22 protein-coding genes and 1 pseudogene are annotated in these 24,055 nt (G+C 74.5%); 18 read left to right on the top strand and 5 right to left on the bottom strand.

From position 1 onward, the window contains the following. Window positions 1–455 (top strand): annotated as a pseudogene (locus EDJALFJO_RS17185) (sodium:calcium antiporter); the annotation flags it as partial. On the opposite strand, the gene EDJALFJO_RS17180 reads toward EDJALFJO_RS17185, so the two are convergent. Beyond that, window positions 448–993 carry a GNAT family N-acetyltransferase gene (locus EDJALFJO_RS17180; protein ID WP_198950388.1) on the bottom strand — a complete coding sequence of 182 codons (546 nt, stop codon included), beginning with the start codon at window positions 991–993 and terminating at the stop codon, window positions 448–450. The pseudogene EDJALFJO_RS17185 and the gene EDJALFJO_RS17180 sit on opposite strands and share 8 nt — an antisense overlap. Window positions 994–1,211: 218 nt before the next feature. Here EDJALFJO_RS17180 and EDJALFJO_RS17175 point away from each other — a divergent pair, with 218 nt between their 5' ends. Then, complete coding sequence (locus tag EDJALFJO_RS17175) at window positions 1,212–1,400, top strand: hypothetical protein (RefSeq protein ID WP_088287442.1); 189 nt, start codon at window positions 1,212–1,214, stop codon at window positions 1,398–1,400. Between the two features lie 24 nt (window positions 1,401–1,424). Continuing rightward, the gene (locus EDJALFJO_RS17170) at window positions 1,425–2,414 is read left to right on the top strand and encodes a nucleoside hydrolase (RefSeq protein WP_088287440.1); all 990 of its coding nucleotides are present in this window, start codon (window positions 1,425–1,427) and stop codon (window positions 2,412–2,414) included. 21 nt (window positions 2,415–2,435) lie between these two features. On the opposite strand, the gene EDJALFJO_RS35035 is transcribed toward EDJALFJO_RS17170, so the two are convergent. The 3 genes from EDJALFJO_RS35035 to EDJALFJO_RS17155 all read right to left on the bottom strand — a co-directional run bounded on the left by EDJALFJO_RS35035 (window position 2,436) and on the right by EDJALFJO_RS17155 (window position 6,271). Beyond that, window positions 2,436–3,917, bottom strand: coding sequence for a hypothetical protein (locus tag EDJALFJO_RS35035; protein WP_198950387.1), 1,482 nt, complete (start codon window positions 3,915–3,917; stop codon window positions 2,436–2,438). Window positions 3,918–4,114: 197 nt separating this feature from the next. After that, entirely contained in the window at window positions 4,115–4,981 is an 867-nt protein-coding gene (locus tag EDJALFJO_RS33580) for a polysaccharide deacetylase family protein (protein WP_143448626.1), read from the bottom strand. A gap of 75 nt (window positions 4,982–5,056) precedes the next feature. Then, window positions 5,057–6,271: an SAM-dependent methyltransferase gene (locus EDJALFJO_RS17155; RefSeq protein ID WP_088287438.1), complete on the bottom strand. Its 1,215-nt coding sequence runs from the start codon at window positions 6,269–6,271 to the stop codon at window positions 5,057–5,059. A gap of 213 nt (window positions 6,272–6,484) precedes the next feature. Here EDJALFJO_RS17155 and groES point away from each other — a divergent pair, with 213 nt between their 5' ends. Together groES and groL are read left to right on the top strand one after the other, a co-directional pair. Next, on the top strand, window positions 6,485–6,784 hold the full coding sequence (gene groES, locus EDJALFJO_RS17150) for a co-chaperone GroES (RefSeq protein ID WP_088287436.1): 300 nt from the start codon (window positions 6,485–6,487) through the stop codon (window positions 6,782–6,784). Window positions 6,785–6,901: 117 nt separating this feature from the next. Next, on the top strand, window positions 6,902–8,530 hold the full coding sequence (gene groL, locus EDJALFJO_RS17145) for a chaperonin GroEL (RefSeq protein WP_088287434.1): 1,629 nt from the start codon (window positions 6,902–6,904) through the stop codon (window positions 8,528–8,530). 217 nt (window positions 8,531–8,747) lie between these two features. On the opposite strand, the gene EDJALFJO_RS17140 is transcribed toward groL, so the two are convergent. Then, a complete protein-coding gene (locus tag EDJALFJO_RS17140) occupies window positions 8,748–9,056 on the bottom strand; it encodes a WhiB family transcriptional regulator (RefSeq protein ID WP_088287432.1) in 309 nt (102 codons plus the stop codon). A 536-nt stretch (window positions 9,057–9,592) separates the two neighbouring features. On the opposite strand from EDJALFJO_RS17140, the gene EDJALFJO_RS17135 reads away from it, so the two are divergent. The 13 genes from EDJALFJO_RS17135 to EDJALFJO_RS17075 all read left to right on the top strand — a co-directional run bounded on the left by EDJALFJO_RS17135 (window position 9,593) and on the right by EDJALFJO_RS17075 (window position 24,037). Further along, window positions 9,593–10,684, top strand: a complete 1,092-nt coding sequence (locus EDJALFJO_RS17135) for a MerR family transcriptional regulator (RefSeq protein ID WP_088287430.1) — start codon at window positions 9,593–9,595, stop codon at window positions 10,682–10,684. A 235-nt stretch (window positions 10,685–10,919) separates the two neighbouring features. After that, the gene (locus tag EDJALFJO_RS17130) at window positions 10,920–11,534 is read left to right on the top strand and encodes a response regulator transcription factor (protein WP_088287459.1); all 615 of its coding nucleotides are present in this window, start codon (window positions 10,920–10,922) and stop codon (window positions 11,532–11,534) included. Window positions 11,535–11,604: 70 nt separating this feature from the next. Further along, window positions 11,605–12,186, top strand: coding sequence for an RNA polymerase sigma factor ShbA (gene shbA / locus EDJALFJO_RS17125; RefSeq protein ID WP_255392572.1), 582 nt, complete (start codon window positions 11,605–11,607; stop codon window positions 12,184–12,186). Then, on the top strand, window positions 12,183–13,364 hold the full coding sequence (locus tag EDJALFJO_RS17120; RefSeq protein WP_088287428.1) for a hypothetical protein: 1,182 nt from the start codon (window positions 12,183–12,185) through the stop codon (window positions 13,362–13,364). The genes shbA and EDJALFJO_RS17120 overlap by 4 nt, the downstream gene beginning before the upstream one ends. A 167-nt stretch (window positions 13,365–13,531) precedes the next feature. Beyond that, window positions 13,532–15,007 (top strand): IMP dehydrogenase, encoded by a 1,476-nt coding sequence (guaB, locus tag EDJALFJO_RS17115; protein WP_088287455.1) that lies wholly within the window; start codon window positions 13,532–13,534, stop codon window positions 15,005–15,007. Window positions 15,008–15,148: 141 nt separating this feature from the next. Further along, window positions 15,149–16,051, top strand: coding sequence for a hypothetical protein (locus EDJALFJO_RS17110; protein ID WP_088287426.1), 903 nt, complete (start codon window positions 15,149–15,151; stop codon window positions 16,049–16,051). Between the two features lie 60 nt (window positions 16,052–16,111). After that, window positions 16,112–17,233 carry a GuaB3 family IMP dehydrogenase-related protein gene (locus EDJALFJO_RS17105; protein WP_088287424.1) on the top strand — a complete coding sequence of 374 codons (1,122 nt, stop codon included), beginning with the start codon at window positions 16,112–16,114 and terminating at the stop codon, window positions 17,231–17,233. Between the two features lie 120 nt (window positions 17,234–17,353). Then, complete coding sequence (locus EDJALFJO_RS17100) at window positions 17,354–17,833, top strand: hypothetical protein (RefSeq protein WP_088287422.1); 480 nt, start codon at window positions 17,354–17,356, stop codon at window positions 17,831–17,833. A 288-nt stretch (window positions 17,834–18,121) separates the two neighbouring features. Further along, window positions 18,122–19,780, top strand: a complete 1,659-nt coding sequence (locus EDJALFJO_RS17095) for a glycerol-3-phosphate dehydrogenase/oxidase (RefSeq protein ID WP_088287452.1) — start codon at window positions 18,122–18,124, stop codon at window positions 19,778–19,780. Between the two features lie 107 nt (window positions 19,781–19,887). Then, a complete protein-coding gene (locus EDJALFJO_RS17090; RefSeq protein ID WP_088287419.1) occupies window positions 19,888–20,265 on the top strand; it encodes a hypothetical protein in 378 nt (125 codons plus the stop codon). A 69-nt stretch (window positions 20,266–20,334) separates the two neighbouring features. Further along, complete coding sequence (locus EDJALFJO_RS17085; protein ID WP_088287417.1) at window positions 20,335–21,936, top strand: succinic semialdehyde dehydrogenase; 1,602 nt, start codon at window positions 20,335–20,337, stop codon at window positions 21,934–21,936. A 67-nt stretch (window positions 21,937–22,003) separates the two neighbouring features. Beyond that, on the top strand, window positions 22,004–22,957 hold the full coding sequence (locus EDJALFJO_RS17080; RefSeq protein ID WP_088287415.1) for an oxidoreductase: 954 nt from the start codon (window positions 22,004–22,006) through the stop codon (window positions 22,955–22,957). Window positions 22,958–22,969: 12 nt separating this feature from the next. Next, a complete protein-coding gene (locus tag EDJALFJO_RS17075) occupies window positions 22,970–24,037 on the top strand; it encodes an alcohol dehydrogenase catalytic domain-containing protein (protein WP_088287413.1) in 1,068 nt (355 codons plus the stop codon). Window positions 24,038–24,055 lie beyond the last annotated feature (18 nt).

Below are 24,055 nucleotides of genomic sequence, written 5' to 3'. Positions count from 1 at the left end.
CCGACCACGACGGGCGGCGGGCCGACGTCCGCGGGCTGGTGCTCGCCCTCGTGGGCCTGCTCGTCATGACCGGCGGCGGGGCGCTCGCCGTCGCGGGCGCGGAACGGGTCGTCGCGGGCCTCGGCGTCACCGACGACGCGGTCGGCCTCACCGCGCTCGCGCTCGCGACGACCGCGGAGCTCTTCGCGCTCGTCGCCGCGGGCGTGCGCCGGGACCTGCCCGAGGTCGCCGTCGCCGGCGTCGTCGGCTCGGTCGCCTACAACGCGACGGTCTCGCTCGGCCTGGCGGCCGTCGTGCGTCCGCTCGCCGTCCAGGGCGTCCTCGGGCCGGCGGTGCTCGGCGTGCTGCTCGCGGTGGCCCTCCCGCTCCTCGCGCGCGGCGGCCGGCTCGGGCGCCCGGCCGGTGCGGTGCTCGCCCTCGGGTACGCGCTCTTCGTCGTCCTCACGCTCACGTGACCGGGACGCGGCGCTCCCAGACGACCGCGACGCCGTCCGACACGACCCCGGTGTCCACGTACCCGCAGACCGCGGCGACCCGCTCGCTCGCGACGTTGCCCGCGTCGATGCGCAGGACGAGCCGGGTCACGCCGAGGTCGCGGACGACGGCCGCGCCGAGCAGGCGCAGCGCCCGGGTCGCGAGGCCCTGCCCGCGGTGGGCCGGGCCCACGACGTACCCGAGCTCGAGGGTGCCGTCGGCGTCGGGCGCGTCGGCCGCGCCGTGCCGCGGGGCGAACGCGAGCACCTCGCCGAGCGGGGCGCCGCCGTCGAGCGTGATCGCGAGATGGACGGCCTGCCCGGCCTGCGTCTGGCCGGCCGCCCGGTCGAGGTAGCGCTGGGCCGCGGCGGCGTCGAACGGGGACTCGATCGGGGTGTACCGGGCGACGTCCGGGTCGTCGTAGAGCGCGGGCAGGGCGGCGGCGTCGGCCGCCGCGAGCGGGCGCAGCACGAGGCCTTCCCCGGTGACCGGCAGCGGCAGCAGCGTCGGGTTCGGCACCGGCCCAGGATGGCGCACCGGGCGGTCGCGTGCGACGCGGCTCACGTGCCGCCGGGCGCAGCGCGGCCGCCGGAAACGCGGAGGACATCCCGAACAGGTACATCAGAAGGAGCACCTCGCTCCTCTGACAGGAGTGCCGGGCACCCGCCCGGCGGAGGAGCCGTCGACGGGGCCGGGCCATCGGGTGGTGCCGTCCGGCGAGAGCAGCGAGGTACGACATGGACCCGTCGAACGAGTGGTGGAGACGTCCCGGGGAGAGCGACGACGTCGAGCTGTGCGCCTGCCCGGAGTGCGGGCTGCCGGCCGAGGTCGTCCACCGCGGACCCACGGCGGCCGGTGAGCTCGTCGGCGTCCGGTGCGTCGGGCGGCACTGGTTCCTCGGGCTGAGGGACCGGCTCGTCGCCTGAGGCGCCCGGCTAGGGTGCGGTCCCATGCCGGACCCGAAGCCGATCCCGATCGTCCTCGACGTCGACACCGGGGTGGACGACGCGTGCGCCCTCCTGCTCGCTGCCCGGCACCCGGGGCTCGACCTGCGCGCGGTGACCTGCGTCGCGGGGAACGCCTCGCTCGACCAGGTCGTCGCGAACACCCTGCTCGTGCTCGAGACCGCGGGCCGCACCGACGTGCCCGTCGCCGGCGGCGCGCGCCGTCCGCTCCTCGAACCGTCCCGGGAGGCGCGGCACGTCCACGGCGACGACGGCATGGGCGACCTCGGGCTGCCGCCGTCGACGCGCGCGCCCGACCCGCGGCACGCCGTCGAGCTGCTCCACGCCGTCCTCACCGGGGCCGCCGACCGCGGCGAGCCGGTGACCCTCGTGCCGCTCGCGCCGATGACGAACATCGCGCTGCTGCTGCGGATGTACCCGGACGCCGCGCGCGGCCTGGCCCGGATCGTCTTCATGGGCGGGGCCGCCCTCGTCGGCAACGCGACCGCCGCCGCCGAGTTCAACGTGTGGCACGACCCGGAGGCGGCCGCGGTCGTGCTCGACGCGGCCGCCGAGCTCGGGATCCCGGTGACGATGTACGGGCTCGACGTCTTCTACGACGTCCGCGTGACCCGCGCCGAGGCGACCGCGCTCGCCGCCTCGGCCGACCCCGTCGCACGGCTCGCCGGCGGGCTGGTCCTGTTCCAGTGCGAGCGGTTCGGTGCGGACGACGCGACCGTCGGCGACGCCGGTGCGGTCTGCGCCGTGCTCCTCCCCGACGGGCTGCGCACCCAGGAGCTGCCGGTGCGCGTCGAGCTCGCCGGCTCGTGGACCCGCGGCCAGACGGTCGTCGACCAGCGCGCCGACCGCAGCGGCGGCAGCCTCGACCACGCGCACGACCCGCACGGGCTCGCCCCGGCGGTCGTCGACGTCGCGCTCGCCGTCGACGCGCAGGCCTACGCCGCGCTGTGGCTCGGGACCGTCGCCGGTCCCTGAACCGCAGCGCGGCGGGTCCCGTCACCGAAGGATCTTGCGCGTCGTCGTCGCCTTCGCGCTCTTGAGCTGGACGATGCACACGACCTGGCTGGTCGTCGTGCTGCCCGGCAGCGAGACCTCGAAGTCGGAGTAGCGCGTCGGGTAGACCGAGAACGCCGAGAGCTTGCTGATCCCGACCGCACCGGTGAGCGGCACTGCGTTGAACTTCGGGTCACAGATCGAGTTCGCCCGCTTCTTCATCCACTTCCGGTAGGCGGCCTGGGTCGGCAGGGGCTTCTTCGGGTTGGCCTTCTTCCAGTCCTTGATGCCGACGTTGCGCACGTAGAGCACCTCGGTGTTGTGCGCCTTCTTGCACGACACCTCGTCGGCGATCCCCGTCGCGGGGTCGTTCTTCCAGCAGTCGCCCTTGGCCGCGTACGGCACCGACACCGAGTCGCCCGGCAGGCAGTCCATCACCTCGCCGGACGCCGCGACCGCGACGACCGGGGACGACTTGCCCGTCCAGACCTTCGTGCCGCCCGCCTTCGCCTTGCGCGCGGCGATCCAGGCCATGACGTCCGTGCGCATGGTGGAGACCTGCGGCGTCTCGCTGGGCGTCACGGCGAAGAAGACCTGCGCGTCGCAGGAGTCCGCGAGGTCGGGCGTGACGAAGGCGTCGAGGCTCTCGCTGTACCCGCCGGCCTCGACGCCCTCGCCGTCGGCGCGGCCGGACGTCGTGTCGGCCGGGTCGTAGTCGACCGCCAGCCGGAACGAGTAGAGGCTCGCGGTCGTCGTCCCCTCGCAGGGGATCGCCCCCGCGGCGACCGTGAGGCTGCCGTCGGCGCCGACCTTCGACTTCTTGCGCATCGCCGACGCGAGGTCCTTCGCCGCGCAGGGCGCCGCGGCGACCGACGGGGTCGCGGACGGCGACACCCCGGCCACGCCCGCGGCCTGGCCGCTCGCCGTCGGGCCGGCCTCCGGGGTGTCGTCGCCCCCGCCGCCTCCGACGAGCGCGACGACCACGACCAGGACGAGCACGAGCCCGGCCGCGACGATGCCGAGGACCGCCGCGAGCGGCAGCCCGCGACGCTTCGGGGCCGGTTGCCCGGGGGCACCGGGCGCCCCGGGAGGCTGCTGCCACGCACCGGCGGGCGGGTACTGCGCCTGCCCGAACTGCTGGCCCGCGGGTGGCTGGCCGTACGCCTTCCCCGCAGGTGGCTGGCCGTACGGCTGGCCTGCGGGTGGCTGGCCGTAGGGCTGGCCCGCCGGCGGCTGGCCGTACTGCGGCTGGCCCGGCTGCGGCTGACCGGGCTGGGGCTGGCCGTACTGGGGCTGGCCGTACTGCGGCGGCCCGGACGGCGGTGCACCGAACGGCTGCCCCGCCGGGGGTGCGAACGCCGGTGGCGCCCCTTCCTGCGGCTGCCCCTGCGGCGGCGTGGGCGGCGGGGCCGCCCCCTGCTCCGGCAGCGGCTGCGTGCCGCCCTGCTGGTCGTCCGGTCGTCCGTCCTGCTGCGCGCCGTCCATGGCGATCCTCCCGAGCTCGCACCTGTTCCCCCGACGACGTCCCTGCAGCACCGTCCGGTTCCGTCGGACGACTGCACGGTTCCCCGGCCCGGTGCGGACCGCGCCCGGCCGTCGCCGGCCGGCACCCCCGTGAGAGTGATCGACACCCTAGGGGCAGAGCCCGACACCCGGGCACCCCCCGCCGTCCGCTCCGGGGATCAGCGGCGCCCGTCGAGCCGCACGAACGTGAAGCCGTGGTCGCGGTACCAGGCGACGACGAGCGGGACCGCCGCCGCGGTCGCGGCCCGGTCGCCGCCGCCGTCGTGGAGCAGGACGACGGGGTGCTGCTCGCCGCCGACGTCCGTCGCGCGGGCCACGATCGCCCGGACCTTGGCGTCGAGGTCGGGCAGGCCCGGCGGACGGCGGCCGTCGACGCCCTGGACCTCCCAGTCCCGGGCGTCGACGGACCACATCGCGACGGTCATCCGCATCCGGTGCGCCGCGGGCCGGACCGTCCCGGGGTGGTGCCCGCCCGGCGGCCGGAACCAGCACAGCGGCCGGCCGGTCGCCGCTTCGACCGCGCGCGCCGTCCGCCCGATCTGGTCCGCGAGGTAGAGCGCGGTCCAGCCGCCGTCGACCTCCTGCGGGTACGCGTGGTCCCACGTGTGGTCGCCGAGCAGGTGCCCCTCGTCCGCCACCCGTCGCACCAGCCCGGGGTGCCGTTCCACCTGCCGGCCGACGACGAAGAACGTCGCGTGGACGTGCGCCGCGGCGAGCGCGTCGAGCACCGCCGGCGTGCCGGCGTCCGGCCCGTCGTCGAAGGTCAGCGCGACCGTCGGCGGCCCGCCGGCCCTGGTGTGCGTGACGACCCCGACCGCCGGGGCGGGGCAGCGGCGCTGAGACGCCGGGACCGCGGGCAGCGGCCCGGTCGCCGGGTCGGTGGCAGCGGTCGGCTCGGTGACCGGCCGGTGCGCGGAGGGCGTGGGAGCCGCCCGGCCGGCAGCCGGCGTGACGAGGCCGAGGAACGTCGCCGCCACGGCCAGGGCGAGGAGCGGCAGCCTGCGGCCCGTGCCCGTGCGTCGCATCGCGTCCCCCGAACGTCCCGGTCGCAGACAGGACGCCGGGGCGGCGTCGCGCGTTGTCCGCGGCGCCGCGGCAGGTCAGCGCAGCGGGCGGACGAACAGCACCGACTGCCGGCCGGCGACCCGGGTGAGCACGATCGTCGCCTCGGCGTCCCCCTCGAGGCGCAGCTGGCGGCGCAGCTGCTCGGGCTCGACGGCCGTGCCGCGCTTCTTGATCGTCAGCCGGCCGACGCCCCGGTCGCGCAGCGCCGTCCGCAGGCTCTTGAGCTGGAACGGCATGACGTCCTCGACCGCGTAGGCCGTCGCGAGCGCCGTCCGGACGACCCGGTCCGACGTCACGTAGGCGATCGTCGGGTCGACGAGGCGGCCCTCGACGAGCGCCGCGACCTGGCCGACGAGCCCGGCCCGGATCACCGCGCCGTCCGGCTCGTAGAGCACGGCGCCGACGGCGCCGGTCTCCGGGTCGGGCATGCCGGCGTCCGTCACCTCGACCGGGTCGGCGGTGTCGACGCCCTCGGCGTCGTCCGGGACGCCGTCCGGCGGCAGCACGAGCGCCGCCCGCCGGACGCCCTCGCGGGCGGTGAGCCCGAACCACAGCGCGCACTCGACGACGTCCCCGCCGACCGACACCCACTGCGCCTCGGCGCCCGGAGGCACGAGGTGGTGCGCGATGCCCGGCGCGGTCTTCATCCCGACGGCGGCGAGCCGGCCGGCGAGGCCGACGACGAAGTCGAGCGTCGGCGAGCCCTGCCGCGGGTCGAGGACGCGCTTGCCGGACGCCGTCCGGCGGGCCGGGTCGACGAAGGCGGCACCGATGCCGGTGAGGTCGGTCGCCGTCGCGTCCTCGCAGCGGACGACGGCCTCGGGCCAGTGCCGCAGGTTCATCGTCGCGACGGCGGCGGTCAGCTCGTCGCGCTCGACGGCGAGCACCTCACGGTCGAAGGTCGCCAGCGCCATCGAGTCCGCGCCGATCCCGCAGCCCAGGTCGGCGACCCGCTCGACGCCGGCGGACGCGAAGCGCTGGGCGTGCCGGGCGGCGACCGCGAACCGGGTCGCCTGCTCCAGGCCGGTCGGGGTGAAGAGCATGCCGTCGGCGAAGGGGCCGAACTTGGCCCGGCCGGCGGCGCGCAGCCGGGACTGGGTCAGTGCGGCGGAGACGAGGTCGGCCGGGTGACCGGCGGCACGCAACCGCTCGCCGAGCACCATCGCCTCGGCCTCGTCGTACGGCGGGAGCGACTCCAGCAGCGCCCACCCCTCGGAGGTGAGCAGGGCGGAGATGCCGGACAGGTCCACGCCAGGATCCTTCCACGTCCGCCGGTCGGGCGAGTTCTGGCACTCGAGTTGACCGAGTGCTAACCACCGGCCTAGATTCGGAACTGGCACTCTCACCCTGAGAGCGCCAACCAGGCAGAGCCCGGCCGGCACCCGCGACGACGGTCGGAACCGCTCCGCCGACCCATATTCCACGCCTTACTCCAGCGACATTCCCGAAGGGGAGGGCAGCACGTGTCGGTCTCCATCAAGCCGCTCGAGGACCGCATCGTCGTCAAGCCGCTCGACGCCGAGCAGACGACGGCCTCCGGCCTGGTCATCCCGGACACCGCGAAGGAGAAGCCCCAGGAGGGCGAGGTCCTCGCGGTCGGTCCGGGCCGTTTCGACGACGATGGCGACAAGCGGATCCCGCTCGACGTCAAGGTCGGCGACAAGGTCCTGTACAGCAAGTACGGCGGCACCGAGGTCAAGTACGGCGGCGAGGAGTTCCTCATCCTCTCCGCCCGCGACGTCCTCGCGGTCATCGAGAAGTGATCTCCGGCTGCCGCTGAGGCAGCCACCCACCGCCCCGACCGGCCGGCCCTGCCGGTGGGTCGGGGCGGTTCTCGTTCTTCACCCGGTTCGCTGACCTGAAGAAGGAACCAAGCACCCATGGCCAAGACCCTGGAGTTCGACGACTCCGCGCGGCGCTCCCTGGAGCGCGGCGTCGACGCCCTCGCCAACGCCGTCAAGGTGACGCTCGGCCCGCGCGGCCGCAACGTCGTCATCGACAAGAAGTGGGGCGCGCCGACCATCACGAACGACGGCGTGACCATCGCCAAGGAGATCGAGCTCGAGGACTCGTACGAGAACCTCGGTGCCCAGCTCGCCAAGGAGGTCGCCACCAAGACGAACGACGTCGCCGGTGACGGCACCACCACCGCGACCGTCCTCGCGCAGGCCATGGTCCACGAGGGCCTGCGCAACGTCGCCGCCGGCGCCGGCCCGGCCGCGCTCAAGCGCGGCATCGACGCCGCCGTCGACGCGGTGAGCGCCAAGCTGCTCGACGTCGCCCGCGAGGTCGACGGCAAGGAGGAGATCGCCCACGTGGCGACCATCTCCGCGCAGGACCGGTCGATCGGCGAGCTCATCGCCGACGCGTTCGACAAGGTCGGCAAGGACGGCGTCATCACCGTCGAGGAGTCCTCGACGACCGCCCTCGAGCTCGAGTTCTCCGAGGGCATGCAGTTCGACAAGGGCTACATCTCGCCGTACTTCGTCACCGACCCGGAGCGGATGGAGGCCGTCCTCGAGGACGCCTACATCCTCATCCACCAGAACAAGATCTCGGCGATCAGCGACCTGCTGCCGCTCCTGGAGAAGGTCCTCCAGGCCGGCAAGCCGCTCTTCATCGTCGCCGAGGACATCGAGGGCGAGGCGCTCTCCACCCTCGTCGTCAACAAGATCCGCGGCACCTTCACCGCCGTCGCCGTCAAGGCGCCGGGCTTCGGTGACCGCCGCAAGGCGATGCTCCAGGACCTCGCCACCCTGACGGGTGCGCAGGTCGTGTCGGCCGAGGTCGGCCTCAAGCTCGACCAGGTCGGCATCGAGGTGCTCGGCACCGCGCGTCGCGTCGTCGTCACCAAGGACACGACCACGGTCGTCGACGGTGCGGGCGAGGCGTCCGAGGTCGCCGGTCGCGTGCAGCAGATCAAGGCCGAGATCGAGCGGACCGACTCCGACTGGGACCGCGAGAAGCTCCAGGAGCGCCTCGCGAAGCTCGCCGGCGGCGTGTGCGTCATCAAGGTCGGCGCGCACACCGAGGTCGAGCTCAAGGAGAAGAAGCACCGCATCGAGGACGCCGTCTCGGCGACCCGTGCGGCGATCGAGGAGGGCATCGTCGCCGGCGGCGGCAGCGCTCTCGTCCACGCCGTCTCGGTCCTCGACGACTCGCTCGGCCTCACGGGCGACGAGGCGACCGGTGTCTCCATCGTCCGCAAGGCCGCTGTGGAGCCGCTGCGCTGGATCGCCGAGAACGCCGGTCTCGAGGGCTACGTCGCCGTCGAGAAGGTCCGCGCGCTCCCGGTCGGCCAGGGCCTCGACGCCTCGAAGAACGACTACGCCGACCTCATCGCCCGGGGCGTCATCGACCCGGTCAAGGTCACCCGCTCCGCGCTGCGCAACGCCGCCTCGATCGCGTCGATGGTGCTCACGACCGACACCCTCGTCGTCGAGAAGAAGGAGCCGGCCCCGGCCGACGCCGGTGGCCACGGCGGGCACGGGCACGGGCACGGTCACTGACCGAGGCACCTGCACCACCTGAACCACCAGCACCACCGAGCACGTCGCACGAGGCCCGGACGGTCCGCCGTCCGGGCCTCGTCGTGTCTGCCCGTCGTCCGTCCTGGGCCGTCCTGCGTCGTGCCTGCCGCCACGGACGACGAAGGCCCGGCCCCCGTGCGGGGACCGGGCCTTCGTACCGGTGGACCGGGTCTTGCGTGGTCTGTGGGGCCTGCGGTCAGCTGGCCGCGGCGACCGGGGCCTGACGACGGCGCTCGGTCGAGTAGTACGCCTCGCGGTCGTCCTCGGTGAGGCCGCCCCAGACGCCGTACGGCTCACGGACGGCGAGGGCGTGCTCGCGGCACTCCTTCATGACCGGGCACGAGCCGCAGATCGACTTCGCCGCCGCGTCGCGGTTGCGGCGGGCCGGGCCGCGCTCGCCCTCGGGGTGGAAGAAGAGCGTCGGGTCGGCCTCGCGGCACGAACCCTGCAGCTGCCACTCCCACAGGTCGGCCACCGGGCCGGGGAGCCGGGAGATCTCAGCCATGTCCAACACCCTCTTCTTCGCTGCACGCTCGCCGGCCGGGGCGGCCGGTGTCGGGCAATCGCCTGGATTCCTGACTTGTTCTTCGTGCTTGGTGCGTGAGTCCGACACTAACAACCGTTGCAGAGGTTGTTCAAGTACTTCGCGCCAGAAGTTGTTCACAGGTTGTTCGCAGGGTTCGGGGCGGCGCCTGCTCTGCCTCTGCGGCGACGATGCCCGGCGTGCGACGTTCCGCTGTCGCTGCAGGTCAGAGCCCCGGTGGAGGTCCGATCCGCGATGCGCGGGCGCCCGGTCCGACGGTCCGGTGGGGCCTGCAACCTGTTCAACGGTGCGCGCAACGCTCCGGTGCCCACGACGTACCCATCAGTCCGCAACCTCAACCATGATTTCGAGAGTGACTGCGCTCGGACGTCGTCTCGTCACAGCAGGCGACAGGCACCGCCCCGACGACACCGACCGCCCCTCCGTCGTCACACCTGGTCCCTGGTCCGTTCGTGTCCAGGTGGCAGGTCGGGCCCCTGGCCTGGACAATCAGTCGCATGACGGCCGTCGGTGACTCCAGCGCGGGCCCGCAGCCCATGCTCACCGTGGCCGCTGTGGCGCGCAGGCTCGGGGTGGCGCCGTCCACCCTGCGCACGTGGGACCGCCGGTACGGGCTCGGCCCGTCGGCGCACACGGCCGGCTCGCACCGCCGCTACAGCGCCAGCGACCTGGCCCGCCTCGTCGTCATGCGCCGCCTGACCGGTGAGGGCGTCCCGCCGGCGGAGGCCGCGCAGATCGCCAAGGCCGGCGGGCCCGTCTCCGTCGTGCCGCCGGTCCCGACCGAGCACGTCGACGACTGGGAGGCCGACCTCTTCCCCGCGATGTCGCAGCGCGCCGGCGCGCTCGTCACACCGTGGGCGGACGCCGCGGTGCTCGGGATCCCCGCCGCGCGGACCGGTCCCGACGTCCCGGGCCTGTGGCCGACGCGCGCCGACCGGTCGCACCGCTCAGGCGGCGGCCGGGTCGTCGCGCTGCCCGAGGGGAGCCCGCAGGCGCGCGGCCTCGCCCGGGCCGCCATGTCGCTCGACACCGTCGAGGTGACCCGGCTCATGCGGGACGCCATCCGCAGCTACGGCACCGTCCGCGCCTGGGACGACATGGCGATGCCGGTGCTCCACGCCATCGGTGAGCGCTGGATGCAGACCGGAGACGGCGTGGAGATCGAGCACGCGTTCTCCGAGGCGGTCGTCGGGGTCTTCCGCGGCGTCTCCGCCTCGCTGCGCCGGGCCCGTAACACCCGCCCGGTGCTCCTTGCCTGCGCCGAGGGCGACTACCACACGCTCCCGCTGCACGCCCTCGCCGCGGCCCTCGCCGAGGAGGAGGTCGGCTGCCGGCTGCTCGGCGTCGGGATGCCCGCGGACGCCCTCGTGGCCGCCGTCCGGCGCAGCGGGCCCGCCGCGGTGTTCCTCTACGCCCGCCTCTCGACCGACGACATCGCCGTCCTCGACACGGTTCCGCGGCAGCGTCCTGCACCGCGGCTCGTCGTCGGCGGGCCCGGCTGGGTCGACGGGGACCTCCCCACGGCCGCGGTCCGGGTCACCTCGCTCGTCGGGGCCGTCGACGAGATCCTCGGCGCCGTCCACCTCTGACCTGCGGCGCAGCCGCTCCGGCGGCCTGTTCCTGCCACGGCGGGACGACGTCCCGACACGTCCCGGTGGAACGCCCGGCGGAACTCCTCGCCGCCTTCTGCTCAGGTTCGCCCCGCCCGTTGACGACATCTTCAGGAGCCGGGTCCCTTCACAGGAGGTGATCGGACACCGGGACGCCGTCACCCGCGGCGACCCGGACCGGCGTGGCTGCGCAACAGGAAATGGGGTGTCCGGGGTGGCAACGGTCCTCGTGTGCGACGACTCGGCGCTTGTCCGAGAGACCCTCCACCGGGTCCTGGCGACGGTGCCGGGGATCACCCGGGTGGTCGACGCCTGCTCCGGCGAGGAGGCGCTCGCGCGCTGGCCCGTCGAGCGTCCGTCGCTGGTCCTCATGGACGTCCGGATGCCCGGGATCGGTGGCGTCGAGGCGACCCGGCGGCTGCTCGCGCGGCACCCGGAGGCGATCGTCGTCATGGTGACGGTCGCAGAAGACGCCGAAGGTGTCGCAAGGGCAGTGGCGAGCGGCGCTCGCGGCTATCTTGTCAAGGACGCGACGCGAGAGGAGATGGCCGCCACCGTGGTCCACGCGCTGTCGGACGCCGTCTGGCGTCGCCCCGTGCCCGCCCCGCGCTCCGTCGAGGGCTCGGCCGCCGCGCCCGCTCTCACCGAGCGCGAGATGCAGGTGCTCACCGGCATGAGCCGCGGTCGCAGCAACTCCGAGATCGGCAAGGAGCTGTTCCTCTCCGAGGACACCGTCAAGACCCACGCCCGGCGACTGTTCCGCAAGCTGGGGGCGGCTGACCGCGCCCAGGCCGTCGCGGTCGGCTTCCGCTGGGGACTGGTGCGCTGAGGTCCGGTGGCGGTCGGGGGCGTCGATGACGGCAGGGGTGTAACGAACCGCCCCCGTCGTGCGATGTCACGTGCGGACGACGGCACGGTCGAGCTCGGGGGGGCTCGCCGCGCGAGCGGTCACGGGGGACCGGCAGGCGATGGAGCAGCTGCTCGCCGCCGTCCACACCCTGGTCCACCGCTACTGCCGGGCCCGCCTCTCGAGGTTCCCCGGCTCCGAGCACGCCGCGGACGACGTGGCGCAGGAGGTGTGCGTCGCCGTGCTGTCCGCCCTGCCGCGCTACCGGGACGACGGCAAGCCCTTCGAGGCCTTCGTCTACCGCGTCGCCGCGAACAAGGTGGCGGACGCGCAGCGCAGCGTCTTCCGGCACGCGCAGCCGCAGGCGGACATCCCCGACACCGTCGACCTGTCCGACGGCCCTGAGGAGCACGCCGTCCGCGCGTCGGACGCCGAGCAGGCGCGGGCGCTCCTCGACCAGCTCCCCGACACCCTCCGCGAGCTCCTCGTCCTGCGGGTCGCCGTCGGGCTGTCGGCGGAGGAGACCGGGCGGGCTCTCGGGATGAGCGCCGGCGCGGTCCGCGTGGCGCAGCACCGCGCCGTCCAGCGGCTGCGGGCCCTCGCGACGAGCGAGCCCGTCCGGGGGACGGCATGACCCGCGACCGCGTCCCGGGCGACCCGCGCGGCACCGGCGGCCGGGGTGCCGAGGACGAGGTGGACCTGCGGGCCGTCGACATCGCCGCCGTCACCGCGACCGACGTGCTCCTCGACCGGCTCGCTGCGCGCCGCCCGCTCGCGGAGGACCTGGACGACCCCGCAGCGGCGGTGCTCGCGCTCCTCGCGGCGGAGGTCGATCTCAACCCCGCTCCGGAGGACGCGCTGCGGCGCGAGCTCTTCGACCTCGGGGTGTGGCCGCTCGTGCCGTCCGGCACGCCGCCGCAGGCCTTCCTCCCGCCGACGGAGGTGCTCGACCTGCGCCCCGCGTGGCGCGACGAGAGCGCCCCTGCGGCCGACGTCAGCCCTGCCGCCGCGTTCGCCGGTGGTCCCGCCTGGGAGCCGGCCGGTGGTCCGGCGTGGCGCAGCGACCACCCCGGCAGCGGGTCCGGTGCCGGGCTGCCGGGCATCCCCGCCGCCCGGCGCGGGGAGGCCGACGTCCCGCCCCCGCGGCAGGTGCGCGTCCGGCTGCTCGCCGTGGCCGCGACCGTCGTCCTCGGCCTGTGCGGTGCCAGCGCCGCCGTCACCGGGGTGTGGAACCCCGTGCGCGGCGGGTCGATCATCGCCGGCACCGACGAGGGCAGCCAGATCGAGGACGTCGTCCTCGAGGGGCTCGACCTCGTCGACTCGAACGACCTGTCCGCCGCCGAGGCCCGGCTCGAGGACGCCCACCGGCGGGCGAAGAACGCCGATCTCACGGCGGCCCAGCGCAAGAAGGTCGACGCGGCGCTGCGGAAGCTGGCGACCGCGCTCGCGGACGCCGGGTTCCCGCTGCCGCCCGACCTGCTGCCGGGCATCATCGCGACGGTGACCGCCGGGCCCGGGGAGGCGTCCCCGAGCGACGTCCCGACGACGCAGTCGCCGTCGCTGAAGACGTCCTCGACGACAGCGACGTCCGACCCGAGCGTCGAGGAGTCGACGACGACCGATCCGGTCGTCCCGACGCAGGACGAGGAGACGCCGTCGTCGACGACGACGAGCGCGACCTCGACCGACTCCTCGCGGACCACGGAGCCGGAGACCTCGTCGACCTCGTCGACGAAGTCGACGGGCCCGCCGAGCGACAAGGGCGGCCCGTCGAGGACGAAGACCAAGACCAAGGGCAAGCCCGCGGGCTGACGGTCTGTGGCGAGCGGTCGGGAGCGCCGTCCGCGGTCGGTAGAATCCTCGGGGTGAGCATCGCCGAGGACCGCGCCGTCGAACCTGCCACCGCCTCTGACGACCTCTTCGCCGAACCGGGCCTCGCACCCGCGCCGGCCCGGGACGAGGCCTCCGTCTTCACGGGTCTGGGACTGACCTACGACGACGTCCTGCTCCTGCCGAGCGACACCGACGTGGTGCCGAGCGAGGTCGAGACGACCTCGTGGCTGACCCGCCGGATCCAGGTCCGCACGCCGATCGTCTCGGCGGCCATGGACACCGTGACCGAGGCCCGGATGGCGATCGCCATGGCCCGCCAGGGCGGCATCGGGGTGCTCCACCGCAACCTGTCGATCGAGGACCAGGCCTACCAGGTCGACCTCGTGAAGCGGACCCAGACCGGGATGATCTCCAACCCGGTGGTCATCGGCCCGGAGGCCACCCTCGAGCAGCTCGACGAGCTGTGCGGCCGCTACCGCGTCTCCGGCCTGCCGGTCGTGGACGGCGACGAGCGGCTCATCGGCATCGTCACGAACCGCGACCTGCGGTTCACCCCGGTCGGCACCTGGGCGACGACGCTCGTCCGCGACGTCATGACGCCGATGCCGCTCGTCACCGCGCCGGAGGGGATCAGCCGCGAGGACGCGACGGCCCTGCTGCGCCAGCACAAGCGCGAGCGGCTGCCCATCGTCGACGGCGACGGCCGGCTCGTCGGGCTCATCACCGTCAAGGACTTCGTGAAGTCCGAGCAGTTCCCGAACGCGAGCAAGGACGCCGACGGCCGGCTCCTCGTCGCGGCCGCGGTCGGCTACTTCGGCGACGCGTGGGAGCGGGCCACGACGCTCGTCGAGGCCGGGGTCGACGTCCTCGTGCCGGACGTCGCGAACGGCCACGCGCGGCTCATGCTCGACATGATCAAGCGGATCAAGTCCGACCCGGCGACCCGGCACGTCCAGGTCCTCGCCGGCAACGTCGCGACCCGGGCCGGTGCGCAGGCGCTCGTCGAGGCCGGGGCCGACGCGGTGAAGGTCGGTGTCGGGCCGGGCTCGATCTGCACGACCCGCGTCGTGGCGGGGGTCGGCGTCCCGCAGGTCACCGCGATCCACCAGGCGTCGCTCGCGTGCCGACCGGCCGGGGTACCGGTCGTCGCCGACGGCGGCCTGCAGTACTCCGGCGACATCGCGAAGGCGCTCGTCGCCGGCGCCGACACCGTGATGATCGGCTCGCTGCTCGCCGGCTGCGAGGAGAGCCCGGGCGACCTGCTCCTCGTCAACGGCAAGCAGTACAAGTCGTACCGGGGGATGGGCTCGCTCGGCGCGATGAGCTCGCGCGGCAAGAAGTCGTTCTCCAAGGACCGGTACTTCCAGGCCGACGTCCAGTCCGACGACCGGATCGTCCCCGAGGGCATCGAGGGTCAGGTGCCCTACCGCGGCACCCTGTCGGCGGTCATGCACCAGCTCGTCGGCGGCCTGCACCAGTCGATGTTCTACGTCGGCGCCCGCTCGATCCCCGAGCTGCAGGCCAAGGGTCAGTTCGTCCAGATCACCGCCGCGGGCCTCAAGGAGAGCCACCCGCACGACATCCAGATGACCGTCGAGGCGCCGAACTACACGCGGCGCTGACGCGTCGCGCCACAGCTTCGTCGTTACCCGGCGACTCTCCGGGCACGCCCCGGGGTTTCGCAGAGCAACGACGAAGCTGTGGCGCGATGCCCCTGTGGATAACTATCCGGCGGTTCGTGCCCGTTGCGTCACGATGCCGTCGTGGACGCATCCGAGGTCATCCGTCGGCTCGGCGGGACGGCGCCGTACGACGTCGTCGTGGCGCACGCGACGCAGTCGTCGCTGCGGCGCGCGGTCCGGGACGGACAGGTGCGTCGCCTGGCCCGCGGGGTCTACGGGCTGCCCGAGCTGCCGGTCCCGGCTGCTGCCGCCGCCGCGACGCACGGCGTGGTCTCCCACGTCTCGGCCGCGCGGATCCACGGCCTGCGGGTGCCGACCGCGCCGTCGACGGTGCACGTGACCGTCCCGCCCGGAGCCCGCCCGCCCGCGGCGCCGCAGGTGACCGTGCATTGGAGCCGGCTCGCCCCGACCGATGTCCGGGGCGGCGTCACCACCGTGCTGCGGACCGTCCTCGACTGGGCCGTGACGCTGCCCTTCGGGGAGGCCGTCGCGGTCGCGGACAGCGCGCTGGCCGAGAAGGTCCTGGTCAAGAGCGACCTGATCGTCGCCGCGTACGCGCAGCCGCCACGGCGACGGGGTCGCTGCGTCCGGGTCGCCGAGGCGGCCGACGGCGGCGCGGACACGATGTTCGAGTCGTTCGCCCGCGCGCTGCTCGTCGACGCCGGGGTGGGTGGGTTCGTCACCCAGCTGCCCGTGCTGCTGTCCGGGTTCACGGTGCACGTCGACCTGGGGGACCCGCACCGCAGGATCGCCGTGGAGGCCGAGGGGTTCGAGTACCACTCGGACAAGGTGGCGTTCGCCCGGGACTGCGAGCGGTACACCGAGCTGGCGGCATCCGACTGGCTGGTCTGCCGCTTCACCTGGGCGCAGGTGCGGTTCCGGCCGGACTGGGTCGTCGACGTCGTCCGGCGGACCCGGCGGCTGCGCGCGCCACAGCTTCGTCGACACCTCGCGACACCCCGGGTGCGTGCCGGTGTGTCGTAGGGCAACGACGACGCTGTGGCGCGGACCGGCGGGCCGCGCCCGCCCCGATAGCCTGGGGTCGTGAACGAGATCGAGATCGGGCGCGGGAAGCGCGGCCGCCGGGCCTACACCTTCGACGACGTCGCGATCGTGCCGAGCCGGCGCACCCGCGACCCGGAGGAGGTCTCGGTCGCCTGGCAGATCGACGCCTACCGCTTCGAGCTGCCCGTCGTGGCCGCCCCGATGGACTCGGTGATGTCACCGGCCACGGCGGTCGCGCTCGGCAAGCTCGGCGGGCTCGGCGTGCTCGACCTCGAGGGCCTGTGGACCCGCTACGAGGACCCCGAGCCGCTGCTCGCGGAGATCGCCTCGCTCGACCCGGTCGCCGCGACCGCGCGGATGCAGGAGATCTACGCCGAGGACGTCAAGCCCGACCTCATCGCGGCCCGGGTCAAGGAGATGCGCGACGCGGGCGTCACGGTCGCCGGCTCGCTCACCCCGCAGCGCACCCAGCAGCTCTGGAAGGCCGTCGTCGACGCCGGGGTCGACCTGTTCGTCATCCGCGGCACGACGGTCTCCGCCGAGCACGTCTCCGGCCGGGCCGAGCCGCTCAACCTCAAGCGGTTCATCTACGAGCTCGACGTGCCGGTCGTCGTCGGCGGCTGCGCGACGTACACCGCGGCGCTGCACCTCATGCGCACCGGTGCGGCCGGCGTCCTCGTCGGCTTCGGCGGCGGGGCGACCCACACGACCCGCACGGTGCTCGGCATCCACGCCCCGATGGCCACGGCGATCGCGGACGTCGCGGCGGCCCGCCGGGACTACATGGACGAGTCCGGCGGCCGCTACGTGCACGTCGTCGCGGACGGCGGGATGGGCCGCTCCGGCGAGGTCGTCAAGGCCATCGCGTGCGGCGCGGACTCGGTCATGCTCGGTGCCGCCCTGGCCCGCGCGGTCGAGGCACCCGGCCGCGGGTACCACTGGGGGCCCGAGGCGCACCACCCGCTCGTGCCGCGCGGCGAGCGCGGGCACGTCGGCACCGTCGGCTCGCTCGAGGAGATCCTCCTCGGGCCGGGGAAGACCGCGGACGGCACGACGAACCTCATCGGCGCGCTGCGCCGCTCCATGGCGACGACGGGCTACTCCGACCTCAAGGAGTTCCAGCGCGTCGAGGTCGTGGTGTCCCAGTACCAGCCGTCCTGAACGGCCCCTGAACTGGGATGATGCACTGATCGCGCTCCCAGTGCTGCGGAGCGTGATCGGTCGTAGCGAAAGTACCAACAACCGTTGGCGCGTGGTTGCGGCCTGAGTACGTTGCGCGGCATGTCCATCGTGTCCGGCGCGACGACGGAGGGCCCACGCTCGCCCTCCTCGCCCCGGCGGCTCCTCCTGGCCGCCGCCGGTGTCGTCGCAGTCCTCGCGGCGGGGCTCGTCGCGCTGCAGCTGTCCGTCGGCGGGGTGCCGCTGCTCGACACGCTCGTCCCGGTGGCCGGCAGCGACCTCGTCGTGGAGGACACCCCGGCGCCGCCGCTCGACTGCGGCACCGCCACGGCCGAGGGCAGCCTCCTGGCCCGCGACGCCGCCGACGACGGCCGGCGCGACCTCGCGGCCGCCGCCGAGGAGCAGCGGCTCGCGTCCCCCGGGGCCGGGCTGCTCGTCCGGGTGCGGGCCCATCGCACGGGCGACGGCGGCGTCGCCGTCGTCTGGGAGGACTCCCAGGGCCGGGCCCGGCTGGTGCTGTCCTACGTGCCGGCGGAGGACGGCTACGTGCTCGCCGCGCGGAGCGGCTGCACCGCGGGCTGACACGACGACGTGCGCCCGCCAGGGACTGGTGGCACGGCGCGCCGCGCCGGGCCGTCCTAGGGTGGAGGCATGAGCAACGGCCTGGAACCCACTGCGCCGAGCGCCTCGTCGGGCACCTCCGCGACCGCCCCGTCCGCGCCCAAGCGCACCCGCCGCGCGACCGCCGTGGCGAGCGCCCCGAACGCCTCCGCGGCCAACGGTGGCGGCCCGTCCGCCACGCCGGACGTCGAGGCGCTCTCGCGCCGCGGCCGGCTCGGCCCGGTCGAGCGGCAGGCCGCCCTGGACGCCATGCGCTCGCAGACCTTCGACGTCCTCGTCGTCGGCGGCGGCGTCGTCGGTGCCGGCGCCGCGCTCGACGCCGCGACGCGGGGCCTGTCGACGGCGCTCGTCGAGGCCCGGGACTGGGCGAGCGGCACGTCCTCGCGCAGCAGCAAGCTCATCCACGGCGGCCTGCGCTACCTCGAGATGCTCGACTTCGCGCTCGTCGCGGAGGCGCTCAAGGAGCGCGGGCTCATCCTCACCCGGCTCGCGCCGCACCTCGCGCAGCCGGTGAAGTTCCTCTACCCGCTGACACACCGCGGCTGGGAGCGCCCGTACGTCGCGGCCGGCGTCACGCTGTACGACCTCATGGCCCGCGCGGGCGGCAACGGCGCGGGGCTGCCGTTCCACCGGCACATGACCCGCACCCAGGCGCTGCGTGCGGCGCCGGCGCTGAAGAAGGACGCCCTCGTCGGCGCCGTCCAGTACTACGACGGCCAGCTCGACGACGCCCGGCACACGATGAACATCGTCCGGACGGCGTCCGCGTACGGCGCCCGGGTCGCGAGCCGCACCCGCGTCGTCGGGTTCCTCCGCGAGGGGGAGCGGGTCGTCGGCGTCCGGGTCCGCGACCTCGAGCACGGCGAGGAGTTCGAGGTCCACGCCCAGCAGGTCGTCAACGCGACCGGGGTCTGGACCGACGAGACGCAGGCGATGGTCGGCGAGCGCGGCCAGTTCAAGGTCCGCGCGAGCAAGGGCATCCACCTCGTCGTCCCGCGGGACCGCATCCAGTCGACGACCGGCATGATCCTGCGCACCGAGAAGTCGGTGCTCTTCGTCATCCCGTGGGGCCGGCACTGGATCGTCGGGACGACGGACACCGACTGGGACCTCGACAAGGCCCACCCGGCGGCCTCCGCGACCGACATCGACTACCTGCTCGAGCACGTGAACTCGGTGCTCTCGACGCCGCTGACCCGCGAGGACGTCGAGGGCGTCTACGCGGGGCTGCGGCCGCTGCTGTCCGGCGAGAGCGACTCGACGAGCAAGCTGTCCCGCGAGCACGTCGTCGCGCACCCGGCGCCCGGCCTCGTCGTCGTCGCCGGCGGCAAGTACACGACGTACCGGATCATGGCCAAGGACTCGATCGACGAGGTCGCCCGCGCCCTGGACTTCCGGGTGGCGGCCTGCTGCACCGACGAGGTGCCGCTGCTCGGCGCCGAGGGGTACCGCGCGGCATGGAACGGCCGGGCCCGGACGGCGGCCCGCACCGGCCTGCACGTCGCCCGGGTCGAGCACCTGCTGCGCCGCTACGGCTCGATGGCGGACGACGTCCTCGCGCTGTGCACGTCCGACCCGGCGCTCGGCAAGCCGCTGCCCGGGGCCGACGACTACCTGTGCGGCGAGGTCGTCTACGCGGCGTCCCACGAGGGCGCCCGGCACCTCGACGACGTCCTCGCCCGGCGCACCAGGATCTCCATCGAGACCTGGGACCGCGGCGTCACGGCCGCCCCGCACGTCGCCCGGCTCATGGCCGGCGTGCTCGGCTGGTCGCCCGCGCAGCAGGAGAAGGAGGTCGCGCACTACGAGGCCCGGGTGGCCGCGGAGCGCGCGTCGCAGACCCAGACGGACGACGAGACGGCGGACGCCGTCCGGCTCGGCGCACCGGAGATCGTGCCGCTCAGCTGAGCCCTGGTCCCGGGCGTCGACCAGGGGCGTCACCAGGGGCGTTAAAGGGATTCACCCGTACTGCCGAAGGAGGTCGGGACACACCACCTGAACGGGGGGACATCCCGATGACGATCATCAAGGCCGCCTGCCCGACCTGCGGCGACGTGGAGCTCACGAAGGACCAGGTCCGGCTCGTGGTCCACGCGGTGCGCAGCCGGTCCTTCTACTCGTTCGACTGCACCTCGTGCGTCTCCCAGGTCAAGAAGCCCGCGGGTGACGAGGTCGTCCGGCTGCTCACCCTCGGCGGCGTCGTCGCCGAGCGGATCGAGGTCCCGGCGGAGGCGCTCGAGGTCCACGAGGGCAAGACGCTGACCTCGGACGACCTCCTCGACTTCGCGGCCTGGATCGAGGACGCCGAGAACGTCGTCCAGGCGGCCGCGGCCGGTCTGCACGCCCGGCTCCTGACCCGTGACCAGCAGAAGCAGGCGCCCGGCCGGTCCTGACCGCGCCCGCCGAAATCGGGGGTTACCGGCGGGTAGCCAAGGAGCGTTGACGATGTCTACGCTCCTCGCATGTCCACGGAGCGCATCGTCGCCGACCCCGAGTCGGACCCCACAGCCACCTGGGCCCTCGACCCGGGCCGGGTCCGCGGGCTGACCTCGCGCGCGGTCGTCGCCGACGACGCCGCGCACGTCACGACCGTCACCCCGCTGAGCGGCGCACCGCTGGCGGCGCTCCCGCAGTCCACCCCCCGGGACGTCGCCCGGGCCGTCGCGCAGGCCAGGGCCGCGCAGCCCGGCTGGGCCGCCCGGACGCCGCGACACCGCGCCGCGGTCCTCCTGCGCCTGCACGACCTCCTCCTGGACCGGCAGTCGGAGATCCTCGACATCGTCCAGCTCGAGACCGGCAAGACCCGGCTCTCGGCGTACGAGGAGGTCGCCGACATCGCGCTGAACTGCCGGTGGCTGGCGCGCCGCGGCCCGAAGATCCTCCGGGACCGGACCTACCGCGGCATCGTGCCCGTGCTCACCCAGGTCACCCAGGTGCAGCACCCCAAGGGGGTCGTCGGGGTCATCGCGCCGTGGAACTTCCCGCTCGTGCTCTCCCTCGGCGACATCATGCCCGCGCTCCTCGCGGGCAACGCCGTCGTCGTCAAGCCCGACAACCAGACCGCGCTGACGACGCTCTGGGCGGCGGACCTGCTCGCCGCGGCCGGGCTGCCGGACGGCGTCCTGCAGGTCGTGCTCGGCGACGGCCCGGGCGTGGGCGGCGCGGTCGTCGACACCGTCGACCACATCTGCTTCACGGGCTCGACGCCGACCGGCCGCGTCGTCGGCCGGCAGGCGGGGGAGCGGCTCATCGGCACCTCGCTCGAGCTCGGCGGCAAGAACGGCGCGTACGTCGCGGACGACGCCGACCTCGACCGCGCCGCCGAGGCGCTCGTCCGGGACTGCTTCAACAACACCGGCCAGCAGTGCATCGGCATCGAGCGGCTCGTGCTCCACGAGGCGGTCGCCGAGGCGTTCCTCGACCGCTTCGTCGACCGGGTCCGCCGGCTGCGGCTCTCGGCGGGCCTCGACTTCAGCGGTGACATCGGCGCCCTCACCTCGGCCGCGCAGCTCGCGAAGATCACCGCCCACGTCGAGAACGCCGTCGAGCACGGCGCGGTCGTCCTCGCGGGCGGCCGGCCCCGCCCCGACGTCGGCCCCTGGTTCTTCGAGCCGACCGTGCTCGACCGGGTGACCCCCGAGGCCGCGTGCTACGCCGGGGAGACGTTCGGCCCGGTCGTGTCGGTCTACCGGGTCTCCTCGGACGCCGAGGCGCTCGCCCTCGTCAACGAGGGCGAGATGGGGCTCAACGGTGCGGTCTGGACGAGCAACCTGCACCGCGGACGGCGCCTCGCCCGGCAGGTCGTCGCCGGCACCGTGAGCGTCAACGAGGCCTACCTGACGACCTGGGGGAGCTCGGCGGCACCGATGGGCGGGCGGCGCGCGTCCGGCGTCGGCCGGCGGCACGGCCGAGAGGGCATCCTGCGGTTCACCGAGTCGCAGTCGGTCGCCGTCCAGCGCCTCATGGGCATGGGCGTGCTCTACGGGCAGGGTCCGGAGCGGTTCGCGAAGACCTTCACCGTCCTGCTCAAGGCCGCCCGGGCCACCCGCTTCCCCTGGCCGTGACCCTGGCCGTGACCCGGGCCGCCGCCCGGACGGGTGACGCCGGAACCGCTGTGCGAGAGTGGATCTCGTGACCGCGAAGTGGACCCTCGCCGACCTGCCCGACCTCTCCGGCGTCACCGCCGTCGTCACCGGGGCGAACTCCGGTCTGGGCCTGGAGACCTCCGTCGAGCTGGCCCGCGCCGGCGCGCACGTCGTCCTCGCCTGCCGGGACCCGCTGCGCGGCGACGAGGCGCTCGGCCAGGTCCGGGTCCGGGTGCCGGGCGCGGCGGTCGAGCTGCGCAGCCTCGACCTCGCGAGCCTGGCCTCGGTGCACGCGTTCGCGGACGGCGTCCTCGAGAGCTTCGGCGAGGGGCTGGCGCTGCTCGTGAACAACGCCGGCGTCATGGCGATCCCGCGGCGGACGACGGCCGACGGGTTCGAGATGCAGCTCGGCACGAACCACCTCGGGCACTTCGCGCTCACCGGGCTGCTGCTGCCCGCGCTGCTCGCGACCGGCCCGACCGGCGGGGTCGCAGGCGGCCCGGCGCGGGTCGTCACGGTGGCGAGCAACGTCCACAAGATGGGCCGGCTGCGCCGCGACGACCTCATGGGCGAGCAGAAGTACACGCCGTGGTCGGCCTACGCCCAGGCCAAGCTCGCGAACCTGCTCTTCATGCGCGAGCTGCGGCGCCGGGCCGACGCGGCGGCCGCGCCGCTCCTGTCGCTCGCCGCGCACCCCGGGTACGCGCGGACGAACCTCACGGCGTCCGGGCCAGCGGCGGACAGCCGGATCATCGGCCGGGTGACGGGCTTCGCCGAGCGGTTCATGGCCCAGAGCGCCGCCGCGGGCGCCCTGCCCTCGCTGCGCGCCGCCGGTGACCCGGCCGCGCGCAGCGGCGACTACTACGGCCCCGACGGCTTCATGGAGCAGAAGGGCCACCCGAAGCTGGTCGGCATGACGGACGCGGCACGGAACGACGCCGACGCGCTCTGGCTCTGGGAGCGGTCCGTCGAGCTGACGGGCGTCGACCCGAAGCTCTGACAGGATCGCGCCGTGAGAGCGACCACGATCAACGGCCCCTTCGACATCCGCCTCGTCGACGCCCCCGACCCCCGCGTCGTCGCCCCGACGGACGCCCTCGTGCGCGTCGTCGTGTCGTGCATCTGCGGCTCCGACCTGTGGCCGTACCGCGGTGACGCCCCCGAGGGCGTCGAGCGCCGGATCGGCCACGAGTTCGTCGGGGTCGTCGAGGACCTCGGCCCGGCCGTGACGACCCTGAGCGTCGGCGACCTCGTCATCGCGCCGTTCCTGTGGTCGGACGGCACGTGCGCGATGTGCGCGCGGAGCCTGCAGACGTCGTGCCTGGCCGGTGGCGGCTACGGCGGCAAGGACCGGGACGGGGTCCTCGTCGACGGCGGCCAGGGCGAGTACGTCCGGGTGCCGCAGGCCGACGGCACGCTCGTCGCCGTCCCGTCGTCGGGCGCCGAGGGCCCCGGCGGCGTGGACCCCGCGCTGCTGCCCTCGCTGCTCACGCTCTCCGACGTCATGGGCACCGGGCACCACGCGGCGCTCGCCGCCCGGGTCGGGCCCGGCTCGACGGTCGCTGTCGTCGGGGACGGCGCTGTCGGGCTCTGCGGCGTGCTCGCCGCGCGCCGGCTCGGCGCCGAGCGGGTCGTCGCGATGAGCCGCCACGCCGTCCGGCAGGACCTGGCCCGCGCGTTCGGCGCGACGGACGTCGTCGAGGCCCGGGGCGCGGACGGCGGCGCCGCCGTCGCCGCGGCCCTCGGCGGGATCGGGGCGGACAGCGTCCTGGAGTGCGTCGGCACGAAGGACTCGATGGACCAGGCGCTCGCGACCGTGCGGCCCGGCGGGTCGGTGGGCTTCGTCGGGGTGCCGCACGGCGTCGAGCTCGACGTCCGCGACCTGTTCCGCCGCAACGTGTCCGTCGGCGGCGGGGTGGCGCCCGTCCGGGCCTACATCCCGCAGCTGCTGCCCGACGTCCTCTCGGGGGCGATCGACCCGGGCCGGGTGTTCGACCTCGAGCTGCCGCTCGCCGACGTCGCCGAGGGCTACACCGCGATGCACGAGCGCCGGGCCACGAAGGTGCTGCTGCGCCCGTAGCCCGGATGGGAACGTCAC

It is taken from the genome of Kineosporia sp. A_224 (genome assembly GCF_002198655.1).
Taxonomy (GTDB): Bacteria; Actinomycetota; Actinomycetes; order Actinomycetales; family Kineosporiaceae; genus R-H-3.
This window is presented reverse-complemented; position numbering and strand designations above follow the sequence as displayed.

Excerpts from the sequence above, each read along its gene's own strand:
- EDJALFJO_RS17175 (WP_088287442.1), top strand. The coding sequence starts at position 1,212 with ATGGACCCGTCGAACGAGTGGTGGAGACGTCCCGGGGAGAGCGACGAC.
- EDJALFJO_RS17170 (WP_088287440.1), top strand. The coding sequence starts at position 1,425 with ATGCCGGACCCGAAGCCGATCCCGATCGTCCTCGACGTCGACACCGGG.
- EDJALFJO_RS35035 (WP_198950387.1), bottom strand. The coding sequence starts at position 3,917 with ATGGACGGCGCGCAGCAGGACGGACGACCGGACGACCAGCAGGGCGGC.
- EDJALFJO_RS33580 (WP_143448626.1), bottom strand. The coding sequence starts at position 4,981 with ATGCGACGCACGGGCACGGGCCGCAGGCTGCCGCTCCTCGCCCTGGCC.
- groL (WP_088287434.1), top strand. The coding sequence starts at position 6,902 with ATGGCCAAGACCCTGGAGTTCGACGACTCCGCGCGGCGCTCCCTGGAG.
- EDJALFJO_RS17140 (WP_088287432.1), bottom strand. The coding sequence starts at position 9,056 with ATGGCTGAGATCTCCCGGCTCCCCGGCCCGGTGGCCGACCTGTGGGAG.
- EDJALFJO_RS17135 (WP_088287430.1), top strand. The coding sequence starts at position 9,593 with ATGACGGCCGTCGGTGACTCCAGCGCGGGCCCGCAGCCCATGCTCACC.
- EDJALFJO_RS17120 (WP_088287428.1), top strand. The coding sequence starts at position 12,183 with ATGACCCGCGACCGCGTCCCGGGCGACCCGCGCGGCACCGGCGGCCGG.
- EDJALFJO_RS17100 (WP_088287422.1), top strand. The coding sequence starts at position 17,354 with ATGTCCATCGTGTCCGGCGCGACGACGGAGGGCCCACGCTCGCCCTCC.
- EDJALFJO_RS17095 (WP_088287452.1), top strand. The coding sequence starts at position 18,122 with ATGCGCTCGCAGACCTTCGACGTCCTCGTCGTCGGCGGCGGCGTCGTC.
- EDJALFJO_RS17090 (WP_088287419.1), top strand. The coding sequence starts at position 19,888 with ATGACGATCATCAAGGCCGCCTGCCCGACCTGCGGCGACGTGGAGCTC.
- EDJALFJO_RS17085 (WP_088287417.1), top strand. The coding sequence starts at position 20,335 with ATGTCCACGGAGCGCATCGTCGCCGACCCCGAGTCGGACCCCACAGCC.